Annotated in this window: 9 protein-coding genes and 2 pseudogenes; 4 read left to right on the forward strand and 7 right to left on the reverse strand. The window is 72.8% G+C overall.

Annotated elements, in window-relative coordinates; all coding sequences use genetic code 11:
• Positions 1 to 805: 805 nt before the first annotated feature.
• Entirely contained in the window at positions 806 to 2,260 is a 1,455-nt protein-coding gene (locus ACWCPY_RS03525) for an MFS transporter (RefSeq protein WP_451262651.1), read from the forward strand.
• A 90-nt stretch (positions 2,261 to 2,350) separates the two neighbouring features.
• On the opposite strand, the gene ACWCPY_RS03530 is transcribed toward ACWCPY_RS03525, so the two are convergent.
• Positions 2,351 to 3,196, reverse strand: a complete 846-nt coding sequence (locus tag ACWCPY_RS03530) for a class I SAM-dependent methyltransferase (protein WP_451262652.1) — start codon at positions 3,194 to 3,196, stop codon at positions 2,351 to 2,353.
• Between the two features lie 119 nt (positions 3,197 to 3,315).
• On the opposite strand from ACWCPY_RS03530, the gene ACWCPY_RS03535 reads away from it, so the two are divergent.
• Positions 3,316 to 3,930: a TetR family transcriptional regulator gene (locus tag ACWCPY_RS03535; protein WP_451262653.1), complete on the forward strand. Its 615-nt coding sequence runs from the start codon at positions 3,316 to 3,318 to the stop codon at positions 3,928 to 3,930.
• A gap of 86 nt (positions 3,931 to 4,016) precedes the next feature.
• Here the strand turns inward: ACWCPY_RS03535 and ACWCPY_RS03540 are convergent, their stop codons facing one another.
• Both ACWCPY_RS03540 and ACWCPY_RS03545 read right to left on the reverse strand, forming a co-directional pair.
• Positions 4,017 to 6,455 carry a polysaccharide lyase 8 family protein gene (locus ACWCPY_RS03540; protein WP_451262654.1) on the reverse strand — a complete coding sequence of 813 codons (2,439 nt, stop codon included), beginning with the start codon at positions 6,453 to 6,455 and terminating at the stop codon, positions 4,017 to 4,019.
• Positions 6,456 to 6,628: 173 nt separating this feature from the next.
• Positions 6,629 to 6,951, reverse strand: a pseudogene (locus tag ACWCPY_RS03545) (nuclear transport factor 2 family protein); the annotation flags it as partial.
• A gap of 92 nt (positions 6,952 to 7,043) precedes the next feature.
• Here ACWCPY_RS03545 and ACWCPY_RS03550 point away from each other — a divergent pair.
• A pseudogene (locus tag ACWCPY_RS03550) lies at positions 7,044 to 7,206 on the forward strand (SGNH/GDSL hydrolase family protein); the annotation flags it as partial.
• Between the two features lie 13 nt (positions 7,207 to 7,219).
• Here the strand turns inward: ACWCPY_RS03550 and ACWCPY_RS03555 are convergent.
• Complete coding sequence (locus tag ACWCPY_RS03555) at positions 7,220 to 9,619, reverse strand: SpoIIE family protein phosphatase (RefSeq protein ID WP_451262655.1); 2,400 nt, start codon at positions 9,617 to 9,619, stop codon at positions 7,220 to 7,222.
• 202 nt (positions 9,620 to 9,821) lie between these two features.
• Here ACWCPY_RS03555 and ACWCPY_RS03560 point away from each other — a divergent pair, with 202 nt between their 5' ends.
• Complete coding sequence (locus ACWCPY_RS03560) at positions 9,822 to 10,742, forward strand: metallophosphoesterase family protein (protein WP_451262656.1); 921 nt, start codon at positions 9,822 to 9,824, stop codon at positions 10,740 to 10,742.
• Here the strand turns inward: ACWCPY_RS03560 and ACWCPY_RS03565 are convergent.
• From ACWCPY_RS03565 to ACWCPY_RS03575, 3 genes are all read right to left on the reverse strand, one after another.
• The gene (locus ACWCPY_RS03565; protein ID WP_451262657.1) at positions 10,720 to 11,085 is read right to left on the reverse strand and encodes a VOC family protein; all 366 of its coding nucleotides are present in this window, start codon (positions 11,083 to 11,085) and stop codon (positions 10,720 to 10,722) included. The genes ACWCPY_RS03560 and ACWCPY_RS03565 overlap by 23 nt on opposite strands.
• A 60-nt stretch (positions 11,086 to 11,145) precedes the next feature.
• Positions 11,146 to 12,048 carry a glycosyltransferase family 2 protein gene (locus tag ACWCPY_RS03570; protein ID WP_451262658.1) on the reverse strand — a complete coding sequence of 301 codons (903 nt, stop codon included), beginning with the start codon at positions 12,046 to 12,048 and terminating at the stop codon, positions 11,146 to 11,148.
• Between the two features lie 65 nt (positions 12,049 to 12,113).
• A complete protein-coding gene (locus ACWCPY_RS03575; protein WP_451262659.1) occupies positions 12,114 to 12,542 on the reverse strand; it encodes a MazG-like family protein in 429 nt (142 codons plus the stop codon).
• Positions 12,543 to 12,560: the final 18 nt, after the last annotated feature.

Consider the following 12,560-nt stretch of genomic DNA (forward strand, 5'->3'; position numbering starts at 1 on the left):
TGGTCACCGGTCACGGTGTGCTCGGGATTCCGGGGCGCGCCGGCCAGTCGCGCCCCGGGAAGCGGGTGGTGCCCCGGGCCCGGCCGTGTCAGCCGTCCTGGTGGTCGGGTTGCTCCGGGGCCTCCAGGTACTCGGGGCATTCGGGGTTATGGCAGGGGCCTGGGTGCCACACGGGCACGAAGATTCCGAGACTCTTGTGGCGTCTCTTCACGACCGCGGTCACGGGCTGCTTGCAGACCGGGCAGACAAGCGCCCCTTGAGGACCGGTCTCATGCTCGGCTTTGCTCATCCTTTGACAATAGGCTCAATAGCCCCAGAGGGGGACAGGGGGCGCGTACGTGTATGCGTTCCCCCGCCTCGATCGGCCTGCCGGACGGCCTGTCGGTGGGGGTGAATCCTTCTTGGTGAGGTGAGCTGTTCGCCGCGACGGCTCCGCTGCGCAGCTGCCAGTCCAGCGGATTCACCCCGGCGGCGCGGACTTCCACCAGTACCTGCCCGGGACCCGGGAGGGGCAGCTCGCGGTCCACCACGCGTAAGACCTCGGGACCTCCGTACTCCGAGAACTCCACGGCGCGATACGTCTTCGTCGTCTCTGCTCTTCTCCGTGCGGGTTCCGGCTGATTGATCAGGATCTCTGACGATTCGTCAACTTCCGTACCCAAGCTGTCGAACGAAGGGCGGCGGGTCGTTCGGCTCCGGCCGGGTCGCGCCACTCGTCCTTGGGTCGCCGGTACTGGTCATGGATACCCCTAGGGGGTATATTCGCGATCCATAGATACCCCCCTCCCGTATAGGAGTGCTTGCAATGACCGTGTCAGCCGCACCAACCGCGTCAACCGATTCGCGGAGATGGTCCGCGCTCGCGCTGATCGCCCTGGCCCAGTTCATCGTCATCATGGACACGTCGATCATCGGCGTGGCCCTGCCCGAGATGCAGGCCGACCTGGGCTTCTCCCAGGAGAACCTGTCGTGGGTGTTCAACGCCTATGTCGTCGCCTTCGGGGGGCTGTTGCTGCTCGGCGGACGGCTGTCGGACCTGCTCGGCGCCAGGCGCCTGTTCGGTGCCGGATGGGTCGTCCTCGCCGCGGGCTCCCTGACCGCGGGCCTCGCCGGTGAGGTCTGGGTCGAGCTGACCGGGCGGGCCCTGCAGGGCGTGGGCGCCGCGCTGATCGCCCCGTCCGCCCTCACCCTGCTGATGACCCTGTTCGGCTCCCGGCCCAAGGAGCTGGGGAAGGCCTTCGCGCTGTACGGTGCGGCCGCCCCGGCCGGCGGTACCGCCGGGGTCTTCCTCGGCGGGGTCATCACCCAGTACGCCAGCTGGCCCTGGGTGTTCTACATCAACGTCCCCGTCGCCCTGATCGTCCTGGCCGCCACGCCCGCCGTCATGCCCTCGGGCGCGGGGCGGCGCGGCTCCATCGACCTGGCCGGCGCGGTCACCGTCACGGCGGGTCTCGCCGCCGCCGTCTACGCCGTCGTCCGCGCCCCCGAGACCGGTTGGGGCTCCGCCCGGACCTGGCTGGTCCTCCTGGCCGGTGCGGCACTGGTCGCCGCGTTCGTCGCGATCCAGTCCAGGCGGCGCGAACCGCTGATGCGGCTGGGCATCTGGCGGGCGCCCAACCTGGCCGGTGCCAACATCGCCCAGCTGCTCATGGCCGCCGCGTGGATACCCATGTGGTTCTTCCTCAACCTCTACCTTCAGCAGGTCCTGGGACTGGGCGCCTTCGCCTCCGGCTCCGCGCTGCTGCCCATGACCGTCGCCATCATGGTCATGATGATCGTCCTGGCGCCGCGCCTGATCTCCCGGTTCGGGCCCAAGCCCCTCATCGTCATCGGGCTGCTCGCGCTCGGCGCGGGCATGTTCTGGCTCTCGCTCGCCCGCCCGGACGGAAACTTCCTCGTCGACGTCCTGCCCGCCTCGCTGCTCTCGGCGGTGGGCATGTCGCTGGCGTTCATCCCCTCGCTCGGCACCGCGCTCTCCAGTGCCCGCCCGGAGGAGGGCGGCCTCGCCTCGGGGATCGTCAACACCAGCTACCAGGTCGGCTCCGCCCTCGGTCTCGCCGCCATGACCGCGATCGCCGCCGCGCACGGCGCCCGTGAACCCGGCGACCCGGTGGCCCTCACCAACGGCTTCTCCGCCGCCTTCCTCGGAGCCGCGGCCCTCGCCGTGGTCGGCGCCCTCGCCGCGCTGCTGACCCTGCGCACCGCACCTGCCGCCGAGGGCGCGGGCAGCGGCGACACGTCGGAAAGGGTCACGGCCTGAAAGGGGGCGGTGGTCCGCCGACGGTGACGGCCGGGCGGCGCCCGCTGCCGGGGCGGACACCCGCCCCTGGCAGCGGACGCCGCCCGCCCGTCATCCGGGCCGTCGGGCGGTGACCAGCAGTGCGGAGGTGCGCAGCCGGAGCGCCCCGTCGCGCTCGTGGGGGCGCAGGAGGTCGACGAGCCTGCTCCGGGCCCGGTCCCGGACGTCCTCCCCGGCCCGGTCGATCAGGTGCCGGCCGGGGCCGGAGTCCAGCAGGAAGCCGGCGGCGTCGTCGGCGTCCCGGCCCCACGTCCCGTACGCCTCGACGGGTGCGGTGCCGATCGCCTCGTACCCGGCCCGGGACAGCACGTCGCGCACCGTCGCCGGGTCCGCCAGCGAGAACATGCCGGGCTCTCCCGGGGCGCCCAGCGAACCGACGGGCAGCAGGTCACGCAGCCCCTGAACGGCCAGCAGCCATTCGGTCCGGCCGGGCTCCGCCGGGCAGACGAAGGCGATACGGCCGCCGGGGCGCAGCGCCCGCCCGATGTTGGCGAAGGCGGCGACGGGATCGGCGAAGAACATCACCGCGAACCGGCTGATCGCCACGTCGAAGCTCCCGGGCCCGAACGGATGGACCTGGACGTCCGCCTGCTCGAACGTCACATTGCCGAGTGCTTCCTGCTTTGCGGACTCCCGCGCGCGGGCGAGCATCGGCGCCGACAGGTCGAGTCCCAGCGCCCGTCCGCCGCCCGCCCGCCGTGCGGCGAGCAGGGTGGTGGACCCCGCCCCGCAGCCGACGTCGAGGACCCGCTCCCCGTCGGTGATCGCCGCGGCGGCGAGCAGGGGTTCGTCGAATCCCTCGTTCACGGCGTCCCAACGGGCCCGGTGGGTGGCCCAGTACGTTCCCTCGTAACCGTTCCACGCCTGCTCCTGGTCCGTGTTGACGATGTGTCGCATGCGGTGCTCCCCGGTGGATGAGGGCGCCCGGAGGTGTCAGGGCAACTAGTATGGGCGGGCGCCCATTCAAAGGTATGGGCAATCGCCCATACTGTAAACACACCGGGAAGGAGGGGCCCATGTCACCGCGTGGCGTGACGACCCCCGACGTCCGCGAGCTGCTGTTCGGTGCAGCGGAGCGGGTGCTGGAGCGCGAGGGGCCGGGAGCCCTGACGAGCAGGGCGATCACCGGCGAGGCGGGCTGTGCGAAGGGCCTGCTGCACGCCCATTTCTCCGGACTGGACGAGTTCGTCGCGGAGTTGGTCCTGGACCGCTTCGCGCGAGTGGCCCGGCACGCCGAAGAGCTCCGGGGGCGGGTGGGGCAGCGCACCGTCGCGGAGAACCTGCTCGGGACCGCTCTCGCGCTGCTGTCCTCGGCCGGCCCCACCGTCGCGGGCCTGGCGCTCGTCAGGCCCGCGGCGTCCTCACGCATCCGCGAGGCCCTGGTGGGCGGTGCGCCGGGCTTCGACACGGTCCAGGACGCGATCGCCGACTACCTGGACGCGGAGCGGCGGGGCGGCCGGGTCGCCGAGGGGGCCGACACCGCCACCGCGGCCCTCGCCCTGGTCGGGACCGTCCACCACCTGCTCATGACCGGCGGACCCGACCGGCAGGACGCGCGGGAGCGGGTCGGGCGGCTGGTCGCCCTGCTCGAAGCCACCCTCCGGAACGGGCCCGGCGGCCACGTCGGGTGAGCCGGTACGGGAACGGGGGTGCCGCCGCGGATCCGTACCCGCGACGGCACCCCCGTCCGGCCCGGCTCAGCCGGTCCGGCCCGTGATCACCGCACCCGGACGCGCACCGTGTGCGTGGCGCCCCGGCTCTTGCTCAGGTCGCCGTAGGTCACGGTCACCGACGAGCCGGTCCGGACACCGCTGACGCTGTCCGCCCTGGACAGGACGGACTTGACCGGCCGCTGCCAGGTGAGGGTGAGCCCGGTGACGGTCCGGGACGGGTCGGAGACGCAGATCGTCGCGGTGCCGTCGCGCTTCTCGTGGATCTGCACGCAGACCGGCGCGCTCGCCGTGACCTTGCCCGCCGTGCCGGCCTCCCAGAAGTTGACACCGGTGAAACCGAGGGAGGGGACCCGGATGCCGGTGCGCCGGGCGTCATTGGCGAGGATCTGCAGCCAGCCGGTGTCCTTGGCGCGGTCGGCGGTGCGCTTGCTGCTCGCGCCCGGCAGCAGGATGTACGCGTAGGAGCTGTCCGCCGGGTCGGTGCCGTGGTCCTGCCAGAGGGTCAGGTACCGGCGGGTGTTGGCCGTGGCGGTGCCGCCGTCGTTGATGTCCTTCCAGGCACCGGTGCGCTCCTCGCGCAGGGCGTGCAGTTGGGTGCCGCCGGGGAAGACGTATCCGGCATGCCGGTCGAGGTGGGCCCAGGTGGTGGTGCGGGTGGTGGTCCAGCCCTGGGCGGCGGGCTGTGCCACGCCGTCGAGCAGCAGCCGCTGCGTGCCGCCCGCGCCGAGGCAGCGGTTGTCGACGACCGTCTCCACGCCCGCGCCGTCGGCGGAGGTGATGCCGGAGCCGAGGCAGACCACGCAGTCGTCCAGCCAGAACCACGACTTGCGGGCGTGCATCGTGCTCGCCAGGCCCTGGAGGTGCTGGCCGGTGGTGCCGAACTCGCCGTCGCCGGTGCCGCCGACCCACCGCGTGTCCGGTGTCGGGTTGGCCCAGGCGCCGCCCTGCCCGTCCGCGAGCCGCTTCCGGGAGACGGTGATGCCGGGCAGCCGGTACGGGTCCACGGTCGGCCAGTACGCGTCCGAGTACTGGTCGAGCCCGGCGCCGTCGCCCCACCACTGGAGCCAGCCCGCGCCGGTGTGCCAGCCGCGCTTGTTCTCCCCGTTGCCGAACTCGTAGTGGGCGATCCGCTCGGAGGCCATGGAGAGCCCGGCGCCCCAGCCGCGGCGGCGGTGGGTGACCCGGTCCATGTTGTGGAAGCTGCGGTGCGCGGACGGCTCCGGGGACGCGGTGACGGTGGCGTCGTCCAGCAGGGACTGCAGCCGGGCGGTGTTGACCAGGCTCAGGGAGCCTGCCTTGAGCGCCGGGGCGTAGTAGTCACGCTGGAGCCAGCCCTTGACCATGGCGCGCCAGCGGGCGTTCTCCTCGGGGGCCGCGCCCATGCCGAGCAGCACGATGGAGGCCATGACGCCGTGGGCGCGGGTGTGGTCGCTGGAACCGACACGGGTGATGCCGCGGCCCGAGACGTTGTCCATCATCAGGCCGTCGTAGATGAACGGGGCGATGGCCGCGTCGATGGTGTCGAGGAACTGCCGGCTGCCCGGGTCGGTGATCTCCCAGGTCGAGCCGCGCAGCAGGGCGAAGAGCCGGCCGAGCCCGTCGTTGAGGACCGCGCCGTAGCCGCCGATGTACGGGATGGAGGTGTGCTGGACGAAGGAGCCGTCCGCGTAGAAGCCGTCGCCGGTCGTGACGTACGGGAAGACCGGCGAGAGCGCGGCGACCGCCCGCGCGATCTTGGCGGTGCTCGCGCCGACGATGCCGCGCAGGATCATGCCCCGGCACAGGTCGACACGGTTGGCGCCGGTGCTGGTACCGGTGTACGAGCCGACGGCCGAGTCCGGCAGGAACGTGTCGACGGCCGCGCAGTAGTTGGCCCTCTGGGCGTCCGACAGGGCGTCGTGGAGCAGCACGCAGGTGTCCATGAGGGCCTGGGGCGCGCCGATCTGCCAGTTCCACCAGTTCCCGTAGCGGGTGGTCGTCTCGTTGAAGACGTCGGCGTACAGGTGGTCGAGGCCGGTGATGACCGCGTCCCTCAGCCCGGTGTCTCCGGTGACTCCGGTGCCGGGCTGGGCGTACGCCTCCGCCATGGTGCGCAGCCGGTTGTAGCCGGTGTTCATGTTGGCGGAGAAGTTGAACGACTCGGTGTCGGTGTCCGGATCGGGGTCCAGATAGACCAGGTCCGGCCAGAGGGAGCCGCGCGCGGGGGCCATCGTGGAGAGGTAACCGCTTGCCTGGGTGCCGAGGTCGGCGAGCTTGGACCTGAAGGGCTCGGCGGTCGGGCTGAAACCCGTTCCCAGGTACAGATCGCGCCACTTGGCGCGCAGGGCGGCGAACTCGTCGGCTGCTTCGGCTGCTTCGGCGGAGGGCGACGCGGCCGGGCGGGAGGCGGAGTCGGACGCGGACGCGGCGGTCGGCAGACCGAGGGCGAGCGCCGCACCGCCGCCCGTGGCCAGCAGGGCACGACGGGACCAGGCAGTTGTCATCGAAGCTCCGGAGGAAGAGTGGGCCAGTGCGGGAATGCCAGCGTGGTAAGCGTTTTCTAGCATGGGGGCGTTGGGGTACTCAAGGGGTCGCCCGAGCCCTGGTCCACCCTTCCGAGGTGGTGGTACGGCGTCCCGGACGAGGCCGGGCAGGCGGACTGCCCCTGCTGATCGGCCGGTTCCGGAACGAGCCCGTCCGCGATCAGGCCGGTGAGTACGGCGTCACCGAGGCCCGTACGGCGGACTGGGGGCGGACCATCACCGTGAACTCCTTGACGCGGCCGTCGTCGTCGAAGTGCAGCGGATCGACGCCGTGGATCTCCTTGCCGCCGGCTTCGGCGCGGAACAGCAGGGCGGCGGACGGGGCGGATGCGCCGTCGGTGCCGGTCCGGGCGGTACCGGTGAACTCGCCGACGCAGCGGAAGTTCTCGAATGTGCGCAGCAGCACCCCGAAGAGGCCCAGCACCATCGGCCTGCCCTCGAACGGCGTGAACTTCACCGCTACGAGCGCTTCGTGGCCTGGGCGACAGCCGGAGCGAGGGCCTCGGTGACGGCGGCGACACCACCGGCCTGCGCGGTTTCGCCGACCCCCCGTCCGGACCGCGCATGGCCGCCGCGGAACTGCGCTGGGCCGTCTCGTTCCTCGGCCCCTGGCTCCTGAGGCGGCTGGTGCGGCCACTCCTCCGGCGACGGCCGCACCGCGAAACGCCCCGGCCTCCTGCCGGTCCGCACACCGCCGGACCGCGGCCGGTGAGGGCGCGGACGGATCAGCCGCTCCGGGCGTGCGGGGTGTCCGGGAGCGGCTGCTCGGCCCAGATCGTCTTGCCGCGCCGGGTGTAGCGGCTGCCCCAGCGGCTGGTGAGCTGGGCGACCAGATACAGGCCGCGGCCGCCCTCGTCGGTGAGCAGGGCCCGGCGCATGCGGGGCTGCGTGGCGCTGGGGTCGGAGACCTCGCAGGTCAGCTGTCCGGCGCGGATCAGCCGTACCTCGACCGGGCCGCCGGCATGACGGATGGCGTTGGTGACCAGTTCGCTCAGCACCAGTTCGGTGGTGAAGACGAGCTCCTCCAGCCCCCACTCGCGCAACTGCCGGGCCGCTTCCTGCCGTACCTGCGCGACGGCGACCGGGTCGGCGTCCACCGGCCAGACCGCGGTGTTCCCGGACGGCACCGCACGGGTGCGGGCCAGCAACAGTGTGACGTCGTCGGCGAGTTGGTGCGCAGGGCGGGCGGAGATGATCTCCTGTCCCAGTTCCCGCAGCGGCGCGGTGGCGGCGCCGGGCCGGGCCAGCCGGCGGTGCAGCTCGGCCATGCCCTCGTCGAGGTCGCTGTCGCGTCCCTCGATCAGCCCGTCGGTGTAGAGCACGAGGAGGCTGCCGGGCGTCAGTTCGACCTCGGTCACCTCGAAGGGCAGGCCGTTGACGCCCAGCGGCGGGCCGGGGTTCAGGGGGACGTACGAGACGGTCCCGTCGGGATCCGCGACGGCGGGCGGCGGGTGTCCGGCGGAGACCATCGCGCAGCACCGGGAGACCGGGTCGTAGACGGCGTACAGACAGGTGGCGCCGACCGGGTCGGCCCGGTGGCCGCCGTCCGCCCCGCCTTCGTCCGCCCGGGTGAGCCGGCTGGGCCGAACGGGCCCGCCCGGCCGGCCGGGTCCGTCGGGTTCGTTGGGCTCGTCGCGGAGCTGGGAGACCAGGTCGTCGAGATGGACCATCAGCTCGTCCGGTTCGAGTTCGAGGTCGGCGAGGGTACGGACGGCGGTACGCAGCCGGCCCATGGTGGCGGTGGCCGCCAGCCCGTGGCCCACCACGTCCCCGGCGACCAGGGCGACCCGGGCCGAGGACAGCGGGATCACGTCGAACCAGTCGCCGCCGACGCCGGTGGCGGTGTCGGCAGGGAGATAGAAACCGGAGGTGGTCACGGCGACGGTCTCGGCCTGCGCGGGCGGCAGCAGGCTGCGTTGCAGGCCGACGGCGGCCCGGTGTTCGCGGGTGTAGCGGCGGGCGTTGTCCAGGGCGAGGGCCGCGCGGGCGGCGATCTCGCAGAGCAGGTCCAGGTCGGCCGGTGCGTAGTCGGGCCGGCCGGGCCCGCGCCGGACGGTCACCCGGCCGAGGAAGATGCCCCGGGCCCGCAGCGGGGCGGTCATCGACGCGGGGGAGCGGCCGAGGGCCGGGGCGCAGCCGGCATCGGCCGGGACCACGGTGCCGGCCGGCGGATCCGCCGCGCTCCCACCGGCCGTCGCGGTCCGGCGCAGCGGCAGCAGCCCGTCCTCGCCGGGAGCCGGTTCCTCGCCCGTGAACACCGCCTCCGCGATCTCCACCACGGCGACATCGGCCAGTTCGGGCACCAGCACGGCGGCCAGTTCCTCGCCGGTGCCGGAGACGGACAGCGATCCGCCGACGCCCGCAGTGGCGTGGTGCAGAATCGCCAGCCGCTCGTCCGAACGGCGCTGCTCGGTGACGTCCGTGAACAGCGCGGTGACGCCGAAGACCTGCCCGTCCGGCGCCTGGAGCCGGAACGCCGAGACGGCCATCACCACCCCGCCGCCGGGGTCCTCGATGGTCCGTACCGTCTCCTCCGCCAGGATCAGCGGCCGGCCGGTCCGCAGCACCTCGCGCAGCCGGCCCTCGACCGCCGCGGCGCCCTCGGCCTGCAGGAAGTCCTTCAGGCGCAGGCCGCGCAGATCCGGCAGGAGGCCGGTGTACGGCAGCAGATGGGTGTTGGTCCTGACCAGCCGCAGCTCCGCGTCGAACACGGCGAGACCCAGCCGGTCCTGGAGGAAGAGCTCCCGGGTGAACGCCTGGTCCTGGCGCCAGCGGTCGACCGTCCCGACCGGGGCCCAGAGCACGAGGTACCCGGTCGCACCGCCGGCGGCCGCCAGCGGCAGCGCGTGGAAGACGATGCCCACGTCCTCGCCCCGGCCGGTGCGCACCACCGTCTCGCCCGACCAGGCGGTCTCCCGGTATCCGGCAGGTGGTTCGGGACCGGTGGCCGGGTCCGCGAGCAGATCCAGGGCGGGACTGCCGCAGACCTGCTCGGCCGACAGTCCGAACAGTTCCTCCGCCGCGGGTGTCCAGCCGATGATCAGTCCGTCCGCATCGAGCAGGGCCCCGGCCGCGCTGTCCGCGAACGGGAGCCCGCTGTGCCCGGGTGCGCCCGGGAGGGTCATGCCGTCCACCTCGTTCCCCGCTCTCCTTCACGGCCCTGCCGACGTTCCCGCGCCGCGTCCACGGACGTCTCCATCATCCCTCCGCTCGTTGCGCCCGCCAGTCCCGGCGAGCCGGTCGCGGGGCCCGGATCCGGCCGTCCTCGACCGGGACGGTCCGCGGTGAGGCACTATTTCGTTCAGTCGACCCGCGGGAAGGTTCCGGATGTCCGATCGAACCGATGGAAGCCCCGGCGCCCTGCTGGCGGTGAGTGACCTTCATGTGGGGATGGCGGACAACCGGCCCCTCATCGAGTCCCTGCGGCCCGGATCGGACGAGGACTGGCTGATCGTCGCCGGTGATGTCGCGGAGCGGATGGCGGACGTGGAGTGGGCGCTGAGACTGCTCGCGGGCCGCTTCAGGCGGGTGGTCTGGGCCCCGGGGAACCACGAGTTGTGGACGCCCGAGCGCGATCCGGTCCGGCTGCGGGGCCAGGAGCGCTACGAGCACCTGGTCGAGCTGTGCCGGAGCCTCGGGGTGAGCACCCCGGAGGACCCGTACCCCCTGTGGCCCGGGCCCGGCGGGCCGGTGGCCGTGGCGCCCGTGTTCGTGCTGTACGACTACAGCTTCCGGGCGCCGGGCACGACGACCAAGGAGGAGTCCCTGGAGTACGCGCGCCGGACGGGGGTGGTGTGCACCGACGAGTTCCTGCTGCACCCCGACCCGTACCCGAGCCGCGACGCCTGGTGCCGGGCGCGGGTGGCGGAGACCGAACGGCGCCTGGCGGCACACGATCCGCAGATCCCGCTGGTCCTCGTCGGTCACTGGCCGCTGGTGCGCGAACCGATGGACGTCCTGTGGTACCCGGAGTTCGCCCAGTGGTGCGGTACGCGGCTCACCGCCGACTGGCACCGGCGTTTCAATGTGGCGGCCGTGGTCTACGGACACCTGCACATTCCCCGTACGACCTGGTACGACGGGGTGCGCTTCGAGGAGGTCTCCATCGGTTACCCGAGGGAGTGGCGCAAACGCGGCCACCCCAGGGGGCTGCTGCGGCAGATCCTTCCGTACGACGGCGAGGGCGACGCCGGGAACGGCGGCGGGGCCGGCCGGGAGGGGGCCGTCAGCGGTGGCCCAGCACATTGACGACGCGTCCGTTCGGGTCGCGGACGAAGAACCGGCGTACGCCCCATTCCTCGTCGCGCAACGGGTACACGATCTCCGCGCCGGCCTCCCGCATGGCCGTGTGCGCGGCGTCCACGTCCTCGACCTCGATGCTCAGGTCCGGTGCCACCGGGGCGGTCGCGTCGGCCCCCATGACGCTGAGCTGGACCGAGGGGTGGGAGGAGGAGGCCAGCGTCACGATCCAGCCGTGGTTCATGACCTCCTCCAGGCCCAGCAGACCGTAGAACTCCGCGCTCCGCTCCATCCCTTCGGTGGCGGGGCCGCCCGCGGTCCGGATGTTGGGGACGATTCTGCGGACGGACATCGGCAACTCCTGTCACGGGACTGACTCCGTGCCACCCGTCGTCGCCGGACCCGGCGCGGGTCAGATGACCGGCGGCCGTCCCAGTTTGGTCATCTGCCACACCGTGCGCCAGCGCATCGGCCGCCTTCGCCCGCACGGGGTACGGACACCCTCGGCGAAACCGCCGGCCCAGGCGCGCAGCCCCGTCGCCGAGCGGGTGCGGGCCACGGTGAGCAGGGTCCAGGTGCCCAGGTAGGCCGGGACCAGGGGGAGGGGGAGGTTCCGGCGGGCCAGCCAGACCCGGTTGCGGGCCGTCATCCGGTAGTAGACGGAGTGCCTGGCCGGGGAGGTCTTGGGGTGCTGGAGCAGCAGATCGGGCTCGTAGAGGATCTTCCAGCCCGCGTCCAGCGCCCGCCAGGACAGGTCCGTCTCCTCGTGCGTGAAGAAGAACTCCGCGGGCCAGGGCCCCGTCTGGGCGAGCATCTTCATGGAGAAGGCGTGGCCGCCGCCCAGGAACGCGGTGACCGGTCCGCGCCGCATCGGGTCGCCGGCGCGCAGCCGCGGTACGTGACGGCGCTGGGTCTCGCCGCGCTCGTCGGCGATCCGGAAGCCGATGATGCCGAGCCGCGGGTCGGCGGCGAACAGCTCCCGCACCTTGCGGAACACCCCGTCGTCGACCAGGAGTCCGTCGTCGTCGAGCTCGATGACGACGTCCACGTCGCCGAACTCGGCCAGCTTGGCGAGGGCGACGTTGCGGCCCCCGGGGCAGCCCAGGTTCTCCGGCAGCTCGATCGTCGTCACACCGCCGGACAGATCGGACAGGCCGGGAAACGCGGCGAAGTCCGGGAGGGGCGATCCGTTGCCCACGACGACGAGGCGGGCCGGGCGGACGTCCTGCCCGGCCACCGAGGCCAGCAGGGCCTCGACCTCCTGCGGGCGATCGCCCATGGTGACGATGGAAACGGCGATGCGCGGTTCGGACACGGTCGGCACTCCTGGTCTCGCTGCGGTGCCCGTGATCGTAGCCGCAAGCGATGGTCGCCCGTTGTTCAGCCACCCGTTGCCGCCCCGCCACGCCCCGTGGTTCTCGTCCGGGGCGCGGTGCCGGGGGCCTGCGGGGACGGGGCGAGCGGGGTGCGCGGGCGTGCGGCGACGCGCCGTACGTGCCGGTCGAAGACGGCCGCCGCGTCGGGGGTGAGGGTGCGCAGCGCGACCATCGCCGTCACGATGACGTCGCAGAGCTCGGCCTCCACGTCCTGCCAGGAATGGGTGGCGCCCTTGCGCGGGTTCTGCCCGGTCGCCCCGATGACGGCCTGGGCGACCTCGCCGACCTCCTCCGACAGCTTCAGCATCCGCAGGAGCAGATCCTGCTCGGGCGGGATACCGGTCTCCGCGTCGAGCCAGCCGTGCAGCTCGTCGATCGTCCGCCAGGTGCTGTGGTCCTGGTCCTCGTGGCCGTGGGTGCTCCGCTGGTCCATGGCGCCCAGCCTGCCAGG

Source organism: Streptomyces sp. NPDC002403 (genome assembly GCF_053593015.1).

Excerpts from the sequence above, each read along its gene's own strand:
- ACWCPY_RS03555 (WP_451262655.1), bottom strand. The coding sequence starts at position 9,619 with ATGACCCTCCCGGGCGCACCCGGGCACAGCGGGCTCCCGTTCGCGGAC.
- ACWCPY_RS03575 (WP_451262659.1), bottom strand. The coding sequence starts at position 12,542 with ATGGACCAGCGGAGCACCCACGGCCACGAGGACCAGGACCACAGCACC.
- ACWCPY_RS03535 (WP_451262653.1), top strand. The coding sequence starts at position 3,316 with ATGTCACCGCGTGGCGTGACGACCCCCGACGTCCGCGAGCTGCTGTTC.
- ACWCPY_RS03540 (WP_451262654.1), bottom strand. The coding sequence starts at position 6,455 with ATGACAACTGCCTGGTCCCGTCGTGCCCTGCTGGCCACGGGCGGCGGT.
- ACWCPY_RS03565 (WP_451262657.1), bottom strand. The coding sequence starts at position 11,085 with ATGTCCGTCCGCAGAATCGTCCCCAACATCCGGACCGCGGGCGGCCCC.
- ACWCPY_RS03530 (WP_451262652.1), bottom strand. The coding sequence starts at position 3,196 with ATGCGACACATCGTCAACACGGACCAGGAGCAGGCGTGGAACGGTTAC.
- ACWCPY_RS03560 (WP_451262656.1), top strand. The coding sequence starts at position 9,822 with ATGTCCGATCGAACCGATGGAAGCCCCGGCGCCCTGCTGGCGGTGAGT.
- ACWCPY_RS03525 (WP_451262651.1), top strand. The coding sequence starts at position 806 with ATGACCGTGTCAGCCGCACCAACCGCGTCAACCGATTCGCGGAGATGG.